Genomic DNA, 18784 nt, shown 5'->3' with positions numbered 1-18784 from the left:
ATGAAAAGAACAATCGTGCTGATGCTGGCGGCGCTCGGGCTGACCGGCTGCTTCGGGGAAGAGAACGGCGACCTCAAGGCGTGGATGAAGGAGCAGTCCGACGGATTGCGCGGCCGGGTCGAGCCCTTGCCCGAGGTCAAGCCGTACCAGCCCTTCACCTACGACGCGTTTTCGCTGGTCGATCCGTTCCGCGCCGCCAAGATGGAAGTCGCCAAGCGCTCGAGCAATTCCGCGCTGGCGCCGAACATGAACCGGCCGCGCGAGGTGCTGGAAAACTACGATCTCGAAAAGCTGCGCATGGTCGGGACGCTGCAGCAGGGCAAGGTGATCCAGGCGCTGATCCGGGCACCGGACGGCAACCTGTACCGGGTCAAGCAGGGAAGCTATCTGGGACAGAACTTCGGGATGGTCACCGGGATTTCCGAGAGCGAGGTCAAGCTCAAGGAAATCGTCGAGGATAGCGGGGGAGATTGGGTCGAGCGGGAAACCGCGCTGGCCCTGGATGACGCGGAGCAGAAAAAATGAAGAAATACACGATGCTGCAGCGGGTATGGGCGCTGTGCTGCGCGCTCGCGGCAACGGTGGCATTCGCCGCCGACAACAACATCACCAATGTCGAGGTCAGCAACCTCTCGGCCGAAAAGCAGGTGATCAAGCTGACCTTCAGCGGCCCGGCGCCGACGCCGACCAGCTTCTCGGTCAACACGCCGCCGCGTATCGCGCTGGATTTCGCCAACACCGGCAACCAGTTCGACAAGAGCACGATCCAGGTCAACGGCAGCGCGCTGCGGCTGATCAATATCGCCGAGGGCAACGGCCGGACCCGGCTGGTGCTGAACCTGCAGAAGCAGGCGTCATATCAGACCGAAGCCAGCGGCAATACCCTGCTGGTGACCGTCGATGGCGCACAGGGTGGCGCGGTCGCCAAGCAGAAGGCGACGCAATTCGCACCGGCCAAGGCCAGCAGTGGCGGCGACAGCATCCAGAATGTCGACTTCCGCCGCGGCAGCACCGGCGAGGGCAAGGTCGTCGTCGACCTGTCGAGCCCGAACGTCGGCATCGACATCCGCCAGCAGGGCCAGACGCTGGTCGTCGAGTTCAACAAGGCCGCGCTGCCGAAGAACCTCGAGCGCAGCATGGACGTCGCCGACTTCGGTACGCCGGTGCAGAAGGTCGATGTCTACACCCAGGGCAACCAGACCAAGATGGTCATCCAGCCCAAGGGCGTGTGGGAGTATTCGGCCTACCAGACCGAGAACCGCTTTACCGTCGAGGTCCGCGACACGAGCAACAGCAACAAGCTCGCCAACCTCAAGCCCAACTACAAGGGCGAGAAGCTGTCGCTGAATTTCCAGAGCGTCGAAATCCGCACGGTGCTGCAGGTGATCGCCGAATTCACCGGCCTGAACATCATCACCAGCGACACGGTCAGCGGCAACCTGACGCTGCGGCTGAAGGACGTTCCGTGGGACCAGGCGCTCGACATCATCCTGCAGGCCAAGGGGCTCGACCAGCGCCGCAGCGGCAACGTGCTGTGGATTGCACCGCGCGACGAACTGGCGGCGAAGGAAAAGCAGGAGCTTGAATCGAAGAAGCAGATCGCCGAGCTCGAGCCGACCCGCACCGAATACTTCAGCCTCAAGTACCACAAGGCCGAGGCGTTCGAGAAGATCCTCAAGGACGACAAGCAGAAGATCCTGTCGCCGCGCGGCAGCGCCGTGATCGATCCGCGCACCAACACGCTGATCATCCAGGACATTCCGTCCAAGCTCGACCAGATCCGCGAGCTGATCGGCAAGATCGACATCGCGGTCCGGCAGGTGATGATCGAGGCGCGCATCGTCGAAGCGTCGGACGGCTTCAGCCGCAACCTCGGCGTGAAGTTCCACGGCATCGGCTGGAAGGGTGACGTGATCGGCGGCGGGGCACTGACGACCAAGGAAGTCAAGGATTCGGATGGCGCGGTGATTCCCGCCATTGCCGGCAACGTCCCGTCGGTCAACCTGCCGGCGGCGGCGATCAACGGCTTCAGCGCCGGTTCGATCGCGATGCTGATCGCCGGCAACGACGGCCTGCTCGGGCTCGAACTGTCGGCGCTCGAAGCCGACGGCAAGGGCAAGATCATCTCCAGCCCGCGTCTGGTGACGGCCGATCAGGTCGAGGCGGTGATCGAGGACGGTCAGGAGATCCCGTATACCGAAACGGCGCCGAACGGTGCGACCTCGGTGTCGTTCAAGAAGGCGACGCTGTCGCTGAAGGTCACGCCGCAGATCACCCCGGACGGTAACGTGATCATGGACGTCAAGGTCAACAAGGACAGCCGCGGTCAGGACACGATCGCCGGTCCGGCAATCGACACCAAGCAGGTGCAGACCAAGGTGCTGGTCGAGAACGGCGGTACTGTCGTCATCGGCGGGATCTATACGCAGGAAACCGGCAAGGACGTGACCAAGGTGCCGCTGCTTGGCGACATCCCGGGCCTGGGCTACCTGTTCCGCAATACCGCAACCAAGGACCTGAAGCGCGAACTGCTGATCTTCATCACGCCGAAGGTCATCGATTCGAACCTGTCGTTGCGCTGAGGCGCACTACCCGCCGCAGCCGTGGGCTTGCGGCGGGGGTTTCGGTACAATGCCTGGCATGAAACTGCCAGGCAATTTTTTTCTGGTCGGCCTGATGGGCGCCGGCAAAACGACGGTGGGGCGCACGCTGGCGCGGGCGACCGACAAGACGTTTTACGATTCCGACCACGAGATCACCGCGCGCAGCGGTGCGCGCATCCCGGTGATTTTCGAGCTCGAGGGCGAGGACGGTTTCCGCAAGCGCGAGGCGGCGGTGATCGCCGAACTGACCACCTTGCAGGGCATCGTGCTCGCGACCGGCGGCGGTGCGGTACTCAACCCGGACAACCGCGACTGCCTGCGCCGCAACGGTTTTGTCATCTATCTGCGCGCCAGCGTCGACGATCTGTTCGCGCGCACTTCGCACGACAAGAACCGGCCGCTGCTGCAGACCGAAAACCCCAAGCAGAAGCTGCAGGAGCTGTTCGAGATCCGCGATCCGATCTACCGCGAGCTCGCCGACCTCGTCATCGATACCAGCAACCAGACCGTCCAATCGCTGACGCAGCGCCTGCTGCGCGAACTGGAAAAAAAGCTCAATGCGTAACGTCAGAGTCGAACTCGCCCACGCGCCCTACGACATCCGCATCGGCCGCGAGCTGCTCGCCGACGTTGCCGCCATCGTCGAACAACTGCCGCAAAAACGCGTGGCCATCGTCAGCAACGAAACGGTTGCACCGCTGTATCTGCCGAAGCTGCAGGCGGCACTCGAGGCGGCCGGCGTTCAGGTCCATACGATCGTGCTGCCCGACGGCGAGCGCTTCAAGACCTGGGAAACGCTGAACCTGATTTTCGACGGCCTGCTGTCGGCGCGCTGCGAGCGCAAGACCACCCTGATCGCACTCGGTGGCGGCGTGATCGGCGACATGACCGGTTTTGCCGCCGCGGTCTACCAGCGCGGCGTGCCCTTCATCCAGATTCCGACGACCCTGCTGGCGCAGGTCGACTCGTCGGTCGGCGGCAAGACCGCGATCAACCATCCGCTCGGCAAGAACATGATCGGCGCGTTCTACCAGCCGCGGCTGGTGCTGGCCGATCTGGCGACGCTCGACACGCTGCCGCCGCGCGAGTTTTCGGCCGGCATGGCCGAGGTGATCAAGTACGGCCTGATCGACGATCTGGCGTTCTTCGAATGGCTCGAGGCCAATATCGATGCGGTGATGGCGCGCGATGTCGATGCGCTGGGTTATCTGGTCGAGCGCTGCTGCCAGAACAAGGCCCGCATCGTCGCTGCCGACGAACGCGAAAACGGCCAGCGTGCGCTGCTGAATCTCGGCCACACCTTCGGTCATGCGATCGAAGCGGGGCTTGGCTATGGTGTCTGGCTGCACGGCGAAGCGGTCGCCGCCGGCATGGTGCTGGCGGCGCTGGCGTCGCGCGAGCTTGGCCAGATCAATGACGGCGAACTGGCGCGGATCAAGACGCTGATCGAAAAGGCCGGCCTGCCGGTGGTGTCGCCGGCACTCGGTGCCGAGCGCTATCTCGAGCTGATGGCGCAGGACAAGAAGGTCGACGCCGGCAAGATCAAGTTCATCCTGCTCGAAAGGCTCGGCCAGTCCTACATCGGCGAGCTGTCGACCGGGACGATCAAGCAGGCGCTGGCGGCCGGCTGCGCCGCCTGAGGTGCCCGTTGCCCGATCGGACAGGCCCCGCTCGGCGGGGCTTGTTCATTTCTGCTCGTCCAGCGTGTCGATGTAATCGGCGAGCGTCGCCGTTAGCGGCTGGCGCATTGCGGCAACCGTCGGCACCAGCCCGGCTTCGACGTCGGCGCTCAGCGGCGTGACGACCTGTTCGTAGATCTCCAGCAGGGTGATCCGTTCGATCGCGACGGCGATCAGCCATTCGCCGTCGCGGCTCGCCTCGACCCAGTTGCGCAGCGACATGCGTTCGAGCAGCGCCTGCGTCGCATCGAGCCCCAGGCCGACACGCCGGCGCAGCACGTCGATGTGCAGCACCTCGCCGTTGCCGTGCGCCTGCGCCAGCGTCAGCAGGATGCGCACCGCCTGTTCGAAGCGCGTGCCGTGGTGCCGGCCCCAGCGCCAGCCGTCGCCGTGCCAGTACGACAGCGATGCCGACAGGACCGCACCGCCGAGCACGATCACCCAGCACAGGTAGAGCCAGAGCAGGAAGATCGGGAACGCCGCAAACGCGCCGTAGAGCAGCTTGTACGCGCCGAACTGCTGGATGTAGAGGCCGAACAGCTTTTTCATCAGCTCGAGCAGCACCGTTGTCACCGCGGCGGCAGTCAGCGCATGCGCATGCGGTACGTAGCAGTTCGGCACGGCCATGTAGAGCAGTGCCAGCGAGACGAAGGTCAGCGCGACCGGTGCAATCGCGAACAGCGAGGTCGTGCCGAGCCCATGCGAAATCCACGACGTCAGCGACAGGCTGACCCCGAGCACCAGCGGCCCCAGGGTCAGCGCCGCCCAGTAGATCAGCGTGCGCGACAGCAGCCGGCGCGGTTTCTGCACGCCCCAGATCTGGTTCAGCGTTTTTTCGATCGTGAACACCAGCAGCAGCGCGGTGATCGCCAGCGCGACCATCCCGAGCGCCGTGAGCTTTTCGGCATTGTCGGAAAACTGCCGCATATAGGTGCCGACGATGCGGCCGCCGGTATCGGGTACCAGATTCGAGAGGATGAAGGCCCGGAATCGCCCGCTGTAGGCGCTGAACATCGGGAAGGCCGAGAACAGCGTCAGCGCGATCGTGAACAGCGGCACGATCGCCAGCATCGTCGTATACGCGAGGCTGCCGGCGGTCTGCATGCAGCGGTCGGCGACGAGGCGCTGGGCAACGAAGCGGGCAAAACCCGACAAGCGTCGCCAGTCGGTCAGTTCATTCAGGCGCGGAAAAGGTCGACGCATCGATCGGAGTCAGGGTTTCAATCGCTTTATAATACCGCACCCCCCAATCCGGAGCCGCCATGCGCGACGTGCTTGTCCTTTATTACTCGACCCATGGTGCGACGCGCCAGTTGGCCCAACTGATCGCGCGCGGCATCGAATCGGTGCCCGGTGCACGGGCGCGCGTGCGCACGGTGCCGAAGGTGTCGACCGTATGCGAAGCGGTCGAGACGGCGATTCCGGACCACGGCGCACCCTACGTCGAGCTCAAGGACCTGCACGAATGCATCGGCGTGGCGCTCGGCAGCCCGACGCGTTTCGGCAACATGGCCGCGCCGCTCAAGTACTTTCTCGACGGCACGATCAACGACTGGCTGGCCGGCACGCTCGCCGGCAAGCCGGCAAGCGTGTTCACCAGTACCGGTTCGATGCACGGCGGCAACGAGACGACGCTGCTGTCGATGATGCTGCCGCTGCTGCATCACGGCATGGTCATCGTCGGCACGCCGTACACCGAGCCGGCGCTGACGACGACGAGCTCGGGCGGCACGCCGTACGGCCCGAGCCATATCGCCGGCCCCGAAAGCCGCGCGCCGGTTTCGGAGGCCGAGAAGCGGCTGGCGATCGCCCAGGGCAAGCGTCTGGCCGAGATCGCGCTGAAACTGGCGGTGCCGCAATGAGCCCGCAAGCACGTCGCGATCTCGCACGTATGGTTGCCGTCGGCAGCGTGATCGCGCTGATCGCGCTGTGTCTGGCCTGGGAGCTGGTGCTGGCGCCGCTGCGTTCCGGCGGCTCGACACTGGCGCTGAAGGCGCTGCCGCTGTTGCTGCCGCTGCGCGGGCTGATCCACGGCCGGCGCTATACCTACCAGTGGACGTCGATGTTCATCCTGCTGTGGTGGGCCGAGGGGCTGATGCGGGTGTGGAGCGATGCCGGGCTGTCGCGCTGGCTGGCGGGGGGAGAGGTGCTGCTGGCGACGGTGTGTTTCGTCGCTGTGTCGTGCTACGCCAAGTGGACGCGGCCGAGCCTGCTGGCTGCGGAAAACGGCTAAGCAAGTCCTGTTGGCCGCGCTCGCTGCCTACTTGCCTGTGCTGTTGCGACCGTAGGAAGCCCCTGCAGGACGCTTCGGACCCCAAGGGGGCCTTGCCGGCACGGTTTCGCTTTCTTGCCGTTTTGGGAGATAAGAAAAGAAGCGGCCGGGCGCCTCGTCAAACGGCAAGCTTGTGGCTTGCGCTTGCGGGCGGATCGGGCTTCGTGGTGGGAAGCCCGCCGGACTCGCCTCGTGGGCAAGCCGGTTTCCGGCGCAGTATTTGGCCTGTTTCTTATTGCATGTCCGAACCGGCTTCACAGCCGTCCCAGCGTGGCGCCGGTCCGGAATGAGGGTTACACCGGTTGCGGATGGGTCCGTTCGGTCTTGCTGGCCAGCTTGTTGGCCGCCGAGATGTATGCCTTGGCGCTGGCAACGAGGATGTCGGTATCGGCGCCCTGACCGTTGACGATGCGGCCGTCGCGGCTCAGGCGCACGGTCACCTCGCCCTGGCTGTCGGTGCCCTGGGTAATGGCGTTGACCGAGTACAGCTGCAGTTCGGCGCCGGTGCCCACCAGCGATTCGATCGCCTTGAACACCGCATCGACCGGACCGTCGCCTTCGGCGTCGGCGCGGCGTTCCTGACCGGCTTCGGTCATCACCAGATTCGCCACCGGCGTCTCGCCGGTTTCCGACACGACCTTCAGCGACGTCAGCCGGTAGGTCTCCTGCTCGATCGAAATCAGCTCGTCCGACACCAGTGCGTGCAGGTCTTCGTCGAAGATCTCGCGCTTCTTGTCGGCCAGCACCTTGAAGCGGGCGAAGGCGGCGTTCAGCGCTTCCTCGCTGTCGAGCACGATGCCGAGCTCGCCCAACTTGGTCTTGAAGGCGTTGCGGCCCGAGAGCTTGCCCAGCGTCAGCCGGTTGGTCGCCCAGCCGACCGATTCGGCGCTCATGATCTCGTAGGTTTCGCGGTGCTTGAGCACGCCGTCCTGATGGATGCCCGATTCGTGCGAGAACGCGTTGGCGCCGACGATGGCCTTGTTCGGCTGCACCGGGTAGCCGGTCACGGTCGAGACGAGCTTGCTGGTCGGGACGATCTGCGTGGCGTCGACGCGGGTTTCGACGCCGAAGATGTCGTGGCGCGTCTTCACCGCCATGACGATTTCTTCGAGGCTGGCGTTGCCGGCGCGCTCGCCGAGGCCGTTGATCGTGCACTCGACCTGGCGTGCGCCGCCCATCACCGCGGCGAGCGAGTTGGCGACGGCCATGCCGAGGTCGTCGTGGCAGTGCGCTGACCAGATCACGCTGTCGCCGCCCGGCGTCTTGGCGATCAGCTCGCGGAAGAAACGCTCGGTCAGCTGCGGCACGGCGTAGCCGACGGTGTCGGGGACGTTGATCGTTCTGGCGCCGGCCTTGATCACTTCGCCGAAAATGCGCGCGAGGAAGTCGATGTCCGAGCGCAGTGCGTCCTCGGCCGAGAATTCGATGTCGGCGGTGTATTCGCCGGCGATCTTCACCGCCTTGACCGCTGCGGCGACGACCTCGTCCGGGCTCATCCGCAGCTTCTTCTCCATATGGATCGGGCTGGTCGCGATGAAGGTATGGATGCGGCCCTTGGCGGCGGGGCGGATGGCTTCGCCGGCGGCGCGCACATCACGCTCGTTCGCGCGGGCCAGCGAACAGACGGTCGACTCCTTCACGGCCTCGGCAATCGCACGGATCGATTCGGCGTCGCCGGGGCTGGCGGCGGCGAAGCCGGCCTCGATGATGTCGACACCGAGTTTTTCCAGCTGGCGGGCGACGCGGATCTTTTCTTCCCGCGTCATCGACGCGCCGGGCGACTGCTCGCCGTCGCGCAAGGTCGTGTCGAAAATGTACAAGCGCTCGCCCATTGCCGGTTCTCCCCAAGTGATCGACGCCGGCTGCGTGCCGGCCAGATAAGACTGGATATTGAATTGGTGCCCGCGGCTGGCCGCGATTTGCGCGAGCTTGTTGAGCTGGGAGAGCGGCAGCGTGCCGCGTTCGCGCCACTTGTAGATCGCTGCGCGTGACACCGGGTCGTCCGGAAAGGCGGTATTGAGCGCCTCCGCCAGCGGACCGGGGCCGCCGAATTCGGCGATTAGACGTTCGATGTCCAATTGCACGCTGTTCTCCTCAGGTTCGAGTTGCCAAATTACGATTTATTTGACGTTGTGTCAAACAATTTCCGGGGTTGGGCAAAAGAAAAGCGCCCAGAAGGGCGCTCTCCAGAAGTGTGTTGGACATTGTGTCTATTGTGGCGCTTGCAGCTTGTTCCGCCGCAGCAACTGCCACAGCCAGTACAGGTAACCGGAGACGCCATAGCCGACAAAGAACAGGAACAGTGCCAGCGCAGGCTTGGCGGCGAGCACGATCAGCACCAGCACCATGATCAGCATCGCGTAGAACGGCACCGTCTTGCGGACGTTGAATTCCTTGAAGCTCCAGAACCGCACGTTCACGACCATCGACAGCCCTGCGAACAGGGTGAACGCCATGGCGACCAGCGGCAGCAGATGGGTCAAGGGCTCGATCTCGTCGGCGAACTCGTGCACGTTCCAGACCAGGCCGGCGACGATGCCGGCGGCGGCCGGGCTGGCGAGCCCCTGGAACCAGCGCTTGTCGACGACACCGATATTGACGTTGAAGCGCGCCAGCCGCAGCGCCGCGCACGCGCAGTAGACGAAGGCGATGATCCAGCCGGTCTTGCCGTAGTCCTTGAGCATCCATTCATAGGCGACCAGCGCCGGCGCAACGCCGAAACTGACCATGTCCGAGAGGCTGTCGAGCTGGGCGCCGAACTCCGATTGCGTGTGCGTCAGCCGGGCAACGCGGCCGTCGAGGCCGTCGAGGATCATCGCGACGAAAATCGCCACCGCGGCATGCTCGAAGCGGTTGTTCATGGCCTGGACGATGGCGTAGAAACCGGCGAACAGCGCACCCAGCGTGAACAGGTTGGGCAGCAGGTAAATGCTCTGGCGGCGCAGGTTCATCGGGCTCTTGGTGTTCAAGGTCATGGTGTTCTCGGTTCGTGGCGGGGGGCCGCCGGTGAAGGGTGCAACAGGCAGAGTTTAATACGGTCGCGCTCCTCGGGCGAGGGCGCAGGCGGTTCGGCACTTGCGTTACAATCGCCGGTTTGACGAGAACCGGAGCGCCGCGTGCCCGAACGCCTGAAAGTCCTGCTGCAGTATGCCGTGCCCAAGCTGGCGCTGACCGTATTTGCCGGCTGGGTGGCGCAGCCTGCACGTGGCAAGGTGACGACGTGGATCGTCCGCCGCTTCGTCGCCAAGTATGGTGTGAACATGGCCGAGGCGGCCAATCCGGACATCGCGAGCTACGCCAGTTTCAACGATTTCTTCACCCGCGCGCTCAAGCCCGGCGCCCGCCCGCTGGCGAGCTCGCCGCTGGTCTGCCCGGTTGACGGTGCGATCAGCCAGTGCGGTGCGATCGCGCACGATCAGATCTTCCAGGCCAAGGGCCACCGCTATTCGACGACGGCCCTGGTCGGTGGCGATGCCGAACTGGCCAGCCGTTACGACAACGGCAGTTTTGCGACGATTTACCTGAGCCCGAAGGATTACCACCGCATCCACATGCCGTGCGACGGCCGGCTGCTGCAGATGATCTACGTGCCGGGCGAACTGTTCTCGGTCAACCCGGCGACCGCACGCCATGTGCCGGGGCTGTTTGCCCGCAACGAGCGCGTGGTTTGCGAGTTCGAAGGCGAGCACGGCCCGTTCGTACTGGTGCTGGTCGGTGCGACCATCGTCGGCAGCATGGCGACCGTCTGGCATGGTGTCGTCAACCCGCCGCGCGAGAAGACCGTGCGCCACTGGGACTACCGCGACCAGCAGATCACGCTGAAGCAAGGCGAGGAAATGGGCCGCTTCCTGCTCGGCTCGACCGTCGTGCTGCTGTTCCCGCAACCGGCACCGCGGTTTGCGCCGGGCTGGACGCCGGCCGCGGCAGTTCGTCTCGGCGAGGCGATGGCCGGTTACGGCGACTGAATGTCGCGCGGCCGCGTGTCCGGCCGGAGATGAATGCCAGACAACCCCGCAATCGCGGGGTTTTTTGTTGCCTTAACTCAGTTCTGAGACGCATTTGGCCGGTCAGGCTCAGTGGTTCAGGGCGGCCGCCTTCTTGCGAACCGCGGCCAGCCTCGTTCTCGCCGGTTCCGGCGGTATCCGCAGACGCCGGATCGGCGCGTTTTGGTGGCTGCCCGCGGTTTATCGTCAAAACATGTCTCACTTCTGATTCGTTCGGCGATTTTCGCTGCGGGTTTGAAATTGTGTTTGTGATTTAAATCAATGGGTTGAATCTCATTGGCACGGCGCCTGCATTGGAGTCGGCAAGCAAAAAGTACCGGAGCCGAACATGTGGCAAGCCAACTTCAAGTCTGTGCAACTCACCGCCGCGCTGTATGCAGCGTTACTGGCCGGTGGCTCGCAGCTTGCTCATGCCGAATCCGATGGCAGCGAGATTGTCATCACACGCAATGTGGCACCCCGTACGGCGTTCCGCCCCGACAGCCCGAAGTCGCCGAAAACCGTTGAAGTGCAGGTATCGCCGGCGGACCGGGTGACATCGCAAGTGGCGCGGACCTCGGCGATCGGCAGTGCGGACGATGCGCTGATGGGCAATATGCGCGCCGATCAGGCTCTGGACCGCGGCATGGCGAATGCGCCGCTGGGCAGTGGTGTCGCCCTGGGGGGCGCAGCGGCTGGCGGTGCGTCGGTTGGCGGCACGGGACGCTCGGCCGGCGGCGGCGGCATGGGGGCTGCGCTGGGTGTTGGCGGCACGGTCATCAACGCCATGTCGCCACTGCTGCCGCGCTGAGGAGTCTCAAGAATGAAACGACTTTTGCTGCCGTCGCTGATTGGCTGCCTTTGGGCCGGAACGTCCTGGTCCTTGGATACCGCAATCATCAGCAATTCGGGTATGGCGAGCCAGGGCGTGCTGTCGGTCAACGTGAGCGCCGGCAACGAAAATGCCGCGGCCAATATGCGGGCGATTGCGGTCAGTCCGGACGGTTCGGTGGCCGCGATGGCACACGGCTCGGTGGTGCAACGCGGCAAGGTGGGCCCGGCCAACGGCGCGGCGGTGGCGAGCATCGAAGGGCCTTCATTTGCCGGATTCCGGGGCGTGCTGGGCGTCAATCAGCAGGCTGGCCACGGCAATGTCAGCGCCAATCAGCTGGCCATTGCGCAAGGCATCGGCGGTGTCGCACACACCGGCTTCTCGGCCCTGACGATTCGTGCCGCCGATGACAGCCTGCTGGCGGGCAGTACCGCAGGTGTCGTCGAGCAGCTGGTGGGCGAGATCATCCCGACCCAGCAGACGAATATCGATCCCGCGGCCTTTTCGGGCGGCCGGGGGGTGTTCCAGATCAACCAGGTGGCGGGTAACGGCAATATCACGACCAATGCGTTGGCGGTGCAGTTCTCGCGGCCACCCGGTTCTTAACGGCCTGTAGACAGGTCGCTCGTGTAGTCCCTAGGCAGTTGTTTTGTTTTGTCCATGCAGCACTTTCTTAAGCATTGAGGAGAAGCAAAATGAAAACCCTGAAACTCACCGCAGTCGCCGCCGTTTTCGCCAGCATGTCGGGCGTTGCCTTTGCCGAGGCGGATGACCTCGATCTCGAGGCAGCCCTCAAGCTGTCGGTGATCGTCGATACCGCCGTGATCAGTAACGAACTGAGCTACACCAAGACCATGGTGGACAACGCGTCCAGCAACGTCGATGTGAACGCGCTCGTGTTGGGCGGCGCGCTGGTGCTGGGCTCCACGGCGGCCGATGCGACGGTGTTCACCGCACAAAAGAGCATCGACAACAACAGCCTGATCGTCGGCACCTCGGCTGCCGGGATCAACCTGTCCGGTATCGGTGTCGTCGGCAACCTGGGCATGAACTCGGCTGCCGGCAACGGCAACCAGCAGGCCAACTCGCTGGCTCTGGCCAGCACGACTTCGGCGCCGGTCATCGGCGGCCTGTTCGGGATCCCGGGGCTCTTTGGGACGGTTGCAGTTGGCGTCTCGACTGCTGTGGCCAACTACGAGCAAAACAGCGAGCTGAACGATTCCTTCGTGTTCAGCATCGTGCCGATCCTGCCGAGCACTGCCGCAGGCGTTAACGGCAGCCTTCTTGGCGTGGCTGGCAACATCGGCGCGAACGTGGCTGCAGGTGTCGGCAACCAGCAAGCCAATATCGCCTCGATCGCTGCGGTCAACCACGGCGCGCTGGCGGTGGCAACCGCCGGTGGCCTGCAGATCAGCGACCACAACGATACCGTCCAGGGCTTCTTCCTCGACAACCTTGCCGGCATCAACGCTTCTGTGATTGGCGCCGTCGGCAACATCGGGGTGAACTCGGCAGCCGGTATCGGCAACCAGCAAGCCAACAGCCTCGCGATCGCCGCGGCGTTCTAACCAACGACGCAGGAGGTGTGGATGCGAAGGGGCAACCCTTCGCATCCTGCTCATCATGAAACCGATCCTGACTCTTCTGCTGCTGGCGCTGGCGATTCCCGCCGGTGCCGCCGATATGCCGGTACCGGGTTTCACTGGTGCGATCCGGCCGCAACTCAAGGTAAAAAGCCTGCGCGAGGCGCGCTTTGCCAATGTCATTGAACAAAAAACCGATTTCAGCTGCGGTGCCGCCACCCTGGCGACGATCCTGCGCTACGCCTACGGGCTCGATGCGCCTGAAGAGGTCGTACTCAAGGGCATGATGGGCGAAGCAGACCAGGAGACCGTCCGCAAGCTCGGCTTCTCGATGCTCGACATGAAGCGCTATGTCGAAGCGCTGGGTTTCCGCAGCAAAGGATACAAATTGCCGCTGGAAGCGTTGCCGGCGCTGAAGATCCCGGCAATCACGCTGCTCGATACCAATGGCTACAAGCATTTCGTCGTGGTCCGCAAGGCCACGGCAGATACCGTCTACGTTGCTGATCCGTCGGTCGGGAACCGGGCGATCAGCATGGAAGAGTTCGCGTCGCAGTGGAGCGGCGTGCTGCTGGCGGTCGTGGGCCAGGGCTACCGCGTGGACAACCCGCTGGTCCGTGTCGCACCGGCGCTGTCGGCCCGGTCCGGGATCAATGCGGCGCAACCCGTTCCAACCGCCGAACTGATCGAGTACGGCTTCCTGCACAGCGATTTTTTCTGATTGCGATCGGAGAGCGAGGGGAATATGAACAAGCAATACTGGTTGGGTGTTGCGGCGGCGACGGTCATCGCACCCGCATTGGCCGTGCAGCCGACGACGAGTCCGCTGATGCTTTCCACGCTGGACGACCAGGCCCTGTCCCAGTTGCGCGGCCGTTATCTCAGCGCCGGCGAAGTCCTGCATTTCGGCGTGCAGCTGGCCTCGGTCTGGACCCGGCCGGATGGCGCCAAGGTGGGCGGTGCCGTCACGCTGAATATCGGTGCGGACCGGAGTGCAACCATCAGCCGTTACCAGTTGAACGATGCGTCGGGCGGCGTGGTCAGCAGTCTCCCCGGCGGCCAGGCAATCGACGTAAAGGGCGTAGCCCAGCTGAACCAGGTTGCCGGCAGCGGCAATGTGGCCCATAACGTGGCGCAGATTCAACTGACCGAAGGTGATCTCAAGGCCACACCGTCGATGGCCGAGGGCTGGCGGCTGGTCCCCACGCTCGTTCCGGAAAATGGTGACGCGCTGGCACTGACGGTCAATGGCGGCCTTGCCGGGGTTGCATCGCAGTCGATCGGCGGTGGCAAGCTGTCGCAGATGGCGAAGGTCAACGGTGATGGCTTCAAGGTCAGCAATGCAATGCAGATCGTGATCGGACTCAAGCCCGGTGCGATCGGACGCGCTGCGGTGGAGAACTGGATTCCGTCGCTGACGCAGGGGCTGCGCTGACCGGCAGGTGCCTCACGACGAGGCATCGTCACCGCTGGAACCGGCATTCTCGGCCGCGGTGCCCAGCGCTTCGCCGCCCTCCAGCGTCACGCCCAGGTGGCGCTGCATCAGCCGGTAAAAGGTCGCGCGCGAAACCCCCAGCTCCTGCGCGGCCTTGACGTTGCTGCCGTTGTGCAGCGCCAGCGCCATCCTGACCGCATCGCGCTCGGCCTCCTTGCGGGCCTTTTCCAGCGTCCGGCTTTCGAACGGTGCCCCCGGATTGAGCCCCATGTCCTGCGGTTTGATATGCCGGCCGCTGGCCATGACCAGACCCTGGCAGATGCGGTTGGTCAGCTCGCGAACATTGCCGGGCCATGAATAACCCACCATGGCACGACCGGTCTCGGTCGACAGCCGCTTGCGCGGCACGCCGAGGCGCCCGGCGTGAAAATCGAGCAGGTAATGGGCAATCGGCAGGATGTCGCTATGCCGTTCGCGCAGTGGCGGCAGGTGCAGGCGGCAGACGTTGAGCCGGTAGAACAGGTCTTCACGGAAACGACTCAGGGCAATCGCCTTGGGCAGGTCGACGTGGGTGGCCGAAATGACGCGCGCGTTGACGCGAATCGAAGTGTTGCCGCCAACCCGGTCGATGATCCCTTCCTGCAAAAAGCGCAGCAGGTTGATCTGGGTATCGAAGGTCATGTCGCCGATTTCGTCGAGAAACAGCGTGCCCTTGTCGGCGGCCTCGATCCGTCCGATGCGTTTTTCCGACGCGCCGGTGAAGGCGCCACGTTCGTGGCCGAACAGTTCGGACTGCACCAGGTTGGCCGGCAGGCTGCCGCAGTTGACGGCGATGAACGGTGCGTCGGCGCGCGGCGATTGCTGATGCAGCGCGCGGGCGATCAGTTCCTTGCCGGTGCCCGATTCGCCGCTGATCAGCACGTTGACGTCGGTCGGCGCAATCTTGCGGATATCGCGGCGGATGCGCTGGATGCTCGGATGCTCGCCGATGATCTCGCTCTGGTATTCGTTGTCGCTGGTCTGTTGCGTGCGGTGCAGCGTCACCATGCCGTGCGCGCGGCCGAGCGTGACGATCAGTACACCGGGATTGACCGGCAGGCTGTGGTAGTCGTAACAGAATTCGTCGATGAACCGGGCCACCGCAGGGCTGCCGACCAGACGCTGTTCGACCAGCAGGATCCAGGCGAGATCGTGCTTGGCGAACTGCGACGCCAGCTTGCCCAGCTTGGGCAGCAATGCTTCATCGGCGTAAATCAGCCCGACCGTGGCGTTGCCGACATGGCGCACGCCGGTCAGCCGCTGTGCGTCGGGGATGTGCATCATCTGCCAGCCCGACGCGCTGAGAACGGAATGCCACGGCTCCTTGACGTTGCCGCCAACCTGAAAAAGAAACTTGTCCGCAATGCTCATGCTCTATCTCCGCCCTCGATCCGGCGTATCGGATCTCAGAAGTTGTAGGGCATCTTGAGAGAAATGGCGTAGTTCGCCGCTTCAGGGGTAAGGCCTATCGCAAGGTTGGGGATGATGGATAGGTTCTTGCTGACGGCGTAGGTCATGCCGACGTTGAAGGTGGCGACATTGGCGTCGCTGCCGGTGACGTCGGACCAGGGCCCGCCCTCGCCGCGAACCCGGCTCTTGCGGACGAGCTGCTGCGAATACGACAGGCCGAGGCTGAGCTTTTCGTTCAGCGCGAAAGCCGTACCCGCGCCGAACTGCAGGCTGCTGCCTTGCTGGACGTCGCCGGGCTGGATGGTGTCGGCATTGGAGCTGATGTCGTCGTAGCTGTTCTTGAAATAATAGGTGTAGCCGATATTGCCGAAGATCACCGCCGGGTCGACCGTTTTCACCAGCGCGAGGCCGGTCGTGACCCCCCAGGCGCCGTTGCCGGTCGGCAGCTCGGTCGGGATCATCAGGTTGCCCTGGCTGTCGTCGACTTCCCGGAGCTTGATGCCGTAGGGCTCCTTGCCGGTCGGTGTGCGCACGTTCACGCTGACCGTCGTGTCCGGTATGTCGGTGGTTTCCTGCAGCAGCTTGTAGGCGACGCCGACGGTGACGTCGCCGAGCTTGGGCGAACGCGATACCGTGCCTTCCGAGAGCGATGTGCTGGCGCCGCCGGCACCGCCCGAGAAGTAATTGGCATGTCTGGCAACGATCGGCGCGCTGATCTCGAACTGCCAGCGCGGTGTCGGCGAATAGCGGCCGGTCAGGTCCAGCGTGTAGGTGTCCTGCTTGGTGCGGTCGAGATTGATATTGCCGAGGAAGATCGAGTCGAGCGCCAGAAAGCCGTTGAGCTTGAGCTCGCGGGTATCGTAGTGCGAGTAGGTCAGCCCGGCTTCGAACGAGTAACGGCTGCTCGAGAAGCCGCTGGCTGCCTGATAGATGTCTTCGACGCTCTTGGGCGCGTCGCCGGAGGTCTTGGTTTCCGGCTCGGCAGCCGGTGGCAGCGGCGGCAGCAACGGGCGGGGCGGGGCGACTGCAGCCTGCGGGGCCTGGTTGCTGGCGACGACGGTGGGCGCTGCCGCATTGCGGGTGACCTGCGCCGCAGCCGGCGCGGCGACGAGTGCGAACTTGCTGTTGAGCTCGCTGACCGTCTTCTGCAGTGACTGGATCTGCGCCTCGAGCGCGGCCAGCTTGGCGGCCTGCTGCTGGTTGGCTTGCCTGAGCTGTTCGATCTGCGTCTTGGGCTTGGGCTTGGCGGGCGGTGTCGTGGCAAAAGCGAACTGGCACGAGAGTGCCATGACCGTGAGCGGGACGGTGCAGATGCGTGGGTCCATGTACGTTCCTGAGCGGGGTTTCGACTGACCGGGACACGTCTGCATCCGTTAGCACCGGGCTTGTTGCGCTCAGTGGCTGGATGATGCATTTGATTGCATGAAATTGGCTGGTCCCTTTCGTTTCTCTATAGCAGTACTTTCCCAATAGAAAAACCATTGATTCTTTCTGTGGATGTAAAAAAGCCGCTCGTGAGCGGCTTTTGAGGGGCAATGTGCGTTTAGCGAGGGTGCAGCAGCGAGCGCCGGCGGGCGTAGGCGAAGTACACGACAAAGCCGATGCTCAGCCAGACGCCGAACGCCATCCAGGTGATGGATTGCAGATGCAGCATCAGGAAGACGCAGAAGCCGACCGCCAGCAGCGGTACGACCGGCACGCCCGGGCAGCGGAACGCGCGGTGCAGGTCCGGCTTGGTCTTGCGCAGTACCAGCACGGCGATCGAGATCAGCGAGAATGCCGCGAGCGTGCCGATATTGATCAGCTCGGCGAGCACGTTCAGCGGTACCAGCGCGGCGAACAGCGAAAACACGATGCCGATGACCCAGGTGGTGACGAACGGCGTCGAAAAGCGCGGGTGGACCTTTGACAGTACCGGCGGCAGCAGGCCGTCGCGGCTCATGGCGAAGATCACCCGGCTCTGGCCGTAGGCCATCACCAGAATCACCGTGGTCATGCCGAGGATGGCGCCGAGGTCGATGAAGCCGGCAACCCAGTTCTGCCCGGCGTACTGCAGCGCCAGCGATACCGGGTGGTCGATGCCGGCGAACTTCGGGTAGGGCACGATGCCGGTCATGATTGCCGAAACGATCACGTACAGGACGGTGCAGACGGCCAGCGAACCGATGATGCCGATCGGCAGGTCGCGTTTCGGATTCTTCACCTCCTCGGCGGCCGAGGTGACCGCGTCGAAGCCGATGAAGGCGAAGAACACCAGCGCCGCGGCGCTGAACACGCCGGAGAAGCCGAACGGCATGAACGGCGCCCAGTTCGCCGGCTTGACGTAGCCGGCGCCGACGACGATGAACAGCAGCACGATGCCGACCTTGATCGCCACCATCAGGTTGTTCAGCTTGGCAAAGCCCTGCACGCCGACCGACAGCAGCGCGGTGATCGCCAGCATGATGGCGAAGGCAGGTAGGTTGAACAGCGTGGTTTCGCCCGGGACTGCGCCCGGCGCGGCGGTCAGCAGCGTCGGCAGATGCAGGCCGAAACCGCCGATCAGCGACTGGAAGTAGCCCGACCAGCCGACCGAGACCGCCGATGCGGCCAGGCCGTATTCGAGCATCAGGTCCCAGCCGATCATCCAGGCGACGATTTCGCCGAGCGTGGCGTACGAATAGGTGTAGACCGAGCCCGAGACCGGGATGGCCGAGGCGAATTCGGCGTAGCACAGTGCGGCAAAGCCGCAGGCCATCGCCGCGACGACGAAGGACAGGGTCAGCGCCGGGCCGGCGGTCAGTGCTCCGGTGCCGGTGAGCACGAAGATGCCGGTGCCGATGATGGCGCCGATACCCATCAGGACGAGGTCGAGCGGGCCGAGCACGCGCTTGAGGCCGCCGGTGCTGCCGGCGGTGGATGCGATCAGTGCATCGATGTTTTTTGTACGGAAAAGACTCATGACGGGG

At 64.2% G+C, this 18784-nt stretch carries 18 protein-coding genes; 12 read left to right on the top strand and 6 right to left on the bottom strand.

From position 1 onward, the window contains the following. Genes BJP62_RS09290 through aroB form a run of 4 tightly spaced genes read left to right on the top strand, consistent with a single transcriptional unit; the run spans window position 1 to window position 4243 of the window. The gene (locus BJP62_RS09290; protein ID WP_070529244.1) at window positions 1-525 is read left to right on the top strand and encodes a pilus assembly protein PilP; all 525 of its coding nucleotides are present in this window, start codon (window positions 1-3) and stop codon (window positions 523-525) included. After that, on the top strand, window positions 522-2582 hold the full coding sequence (gene pilQ, locus BJP62_RS09285; protein ID WP_083300816.1) for a type IV pilus secretin PilQ: 2061 nt from the start codon (window positions 522-524) through the stop codon (window positions 2580-2582). The genes BJP62_RS09290 and pilQ overlap by 4 nt, the downstream gene beginning before the upstream one ends. A 49-nt stretch (window positions 2583-2631) precedes the next feature. Beyond that, window positions 2632-3168: a shikimate kinase AroK gene (gene aroK, locus BJP62_RS09280; protein WP_070529243.1), complete on the top strand. Its 537-nt coding sequence runs from the start codon at window positions 2632-2634 to the stop codon at window positions 3166-3168. Next, window positions 3161-4243 carry a 3-dehydroquinate synthase gene (aroB, locus tag BJP62_RS09275; RefSeq protein ID WP_070529240.1) on the top strand — a complete coding sequence of 361 codons (1083 nt, stop codon included), beginning with the start codon at window positions 3161-3163 and terminating at the stop codon, window positions 4241-4243. The genes aroK and aroB overlap by 8 nt, the downstream gene beginning before the upstream one ends. A gap of 45 nt (window positions 4244-4288) precedes the next feature. On the opposite strand, the gene BJP62_RS09270 is transcribed toward aroB, so the two are convergent. After that, window positions 4289-5485, bottom strand: a complete 1197-nt coding sequence (locus BJP62_RS09270) for a YihY family inner membrane protein (protein WP_070529236.1) — start codon at window positions 5483-5485, stop codon at window positions 4289-4291. A gap of 59 nt (window positions 5486-5544) precedes the next feature. On the opposite strand from BJP62_RS09270, the gene wrbA reads away from it, so the two are divergent. Together wrbA and BJP62_RS09260 are read left to right on the top strand one after the other, a co-directional pair. Further along, window positions 5545-6144, top strand: coding sequence for an NAD(P)H:quinone oxidoreductase (gene wrbA, locus BJP62_RS09265; RefSeq protein WP_070529234.1), 600 nt, complete (start codon window positions 5545-5547; stop codon window positions 6142-6144). Continuing rightward, entirely contained in the window at window positions 6141-6515 is a 375-nt protein-coding gene (locus BJP62_RS09260; protein WP_070529232.1) for a DUF2069 domain-containing protein, read from the top strand. Before wrbA ends, BJP62_RS09260 begins: the two co-directional genes overlap by 4 nt. Before the next feature lie 332 nt (window positions 6516-6847). Here the strand turns inward: BJP62_RS09260 and BJP62_RS09255 are convergent, their stop codons facing one another. Beyond that, window positions 6848-8638, bottom strand: coding sequence for a 2-isopropylmalate synthase (locus tag BJP62_RS09255; RefSeq protein ID WP_070529230.1), 1791 nt, complete (start codon window positions 8636-8638; stop codon window positions 6848-6850). A 126-nt stretch (window positions 8639-8764) separates the two neighbouring features. Then, entirely contained in the window at window positions 8765-9529 is a 765-nt protein-coding gene (pssA, locus tag BJP62_RS09250) for a CDP-diacylglycerol--serine O-phosphatidyltransferase (RefSeq protein ID WP_070529229.1), read from the bottom strand. A 141-nt stretch (window positions 9530-9670) separates the two neighbouring features. On the opposite strand from pssA, the gene asd reads away from it, so the two are divergent. The 6 genes from asd (at window position 9671) to BJP62_RS09220 (ending at window position 14387) form a co-directional block, all read left to right on the top strand. After that, complete coding sequence (gene asd, locus BJP62_RS09245) at window positions 9671-10519, top strand: archaetidylserine decarboxylase (RefSeq protein ID WP_070529227.1); 849 nt, start codon at window positions 9671-9673, stop codon at window positions 10517-10519. A gap of 367 nt (window positions 10520-10886) precedes the next feature. Continuing rightward, a complete protein-coding gene (locus tag BJP62_RS09240) occupies window positions 10887-11348 on the top strand; it encodes a hypothetical protein (protein ID WP_070529225.1) in 462 nt (153 codons plus the stop codon). Window positions 11349-11360: 12 nt separating this feature from the next. Then, window positions 11361-11975: a hypothetical protein gene (locus BJP62_RS09235; protein ID WP_145927160.1), complete on the top strand. Its 615-nt coding sequence runs from the start codon at window positions 11361-11363 to the stop codon at window positions 11973-11975. Between the two features lie 89 nt (window positions 11976-12064). After that, window positions 12065-12937, top strand: a complete 873-nt coding sequence (locus BJP62_RS09230) for a hypothetical protein (protein ID WP_070529221.1) — start codon at window positions 12065-12067, stop codon at window positions 12935-12937. Between the two features lie 55 nt (window positions 12938-12992). Then, a complete protein-coding gene (locus BJP62_RS09225; protein ID WP_070529219.1) occupies window positions 12993-13673 on the top strand; it encodes a C39 family peptidase in 681 nt (226 codons plus the stop codon). Window positions 13674-13697: 24 nt separating this feature from the next. Next, window positions 13698-14387 (top strand): hypothetical protein, encoded by a 690-nt coding sequence (locus BJP62_RS09220; protein ID WP_070529217.1) that lies wholly within the window; start codon window positions 13698-13700, stop codon window positions 14385-14387. 12 nt (window positions 14388-14399) lie between these two features. Here BJP62_RS09220 and BJP62_RS09215 read toward each other — a convergent pair whose 3' ends face one another. From BJP62_RS09215 to BJP62_RS09205, 3 genes are all read right to left on the bottom strand, one after another. Beyond that, window positions 14400-15797 carry a sigma-54 dependent transcriptional regulator gene (locus tag BJP62_RS09215; protein ID WP_070529215.1) on the bottom strand — a complete coding sequence of 466 codons (1398 nt, stop codon included), beginning with the start codon at window positions 15795-15797 and terminating at the stop codon, window positions 14400-14402. A gap of 35 nt (window positions 15798-15832) precedes the next feature. Further along, window positions 15833-17161 carry a transporter gene (locus BJP62_RS09210; RefSeq protein ID WP_070529213.1) on the bottom strand — a complete coding sequence of 443 codons (1329 nt, stop codon included), beginning with the start codon at window positions 17159-17161 and terminating at the stop codon, window positions 15833-15835. A gap of 218 nt (window positions 17162-17379) precedes the next feature. Then, window positions 17380-18777 carry an amino acid permease gene (locus BJP62_RS09205; protein WP_070529211.1) on the bottom strand — a complete coding sequence of 466 codons (1398 nt, stop codon included), beginning with the start codon at window positions 18775-18777 and terminating at the stop codon, window positions 17380-17382. Between the last annotated feature and the right edge of the window lie 7 nt (window positions 18778-18784).

This window comes from Jeongeupia sp. USM3, from assembly GCF_001808185.1.
In the GTDB taxonomy this organism is placed as follows: domain Bacteria; phylum Pseudomonadota; class Gammaproteobacteria; order Burkholderiales; family Chitinibacteraceae; genus Jeongeupia.
This window is presented reverse-complemented; position numbering and strand designations above follow the sequence as displayed.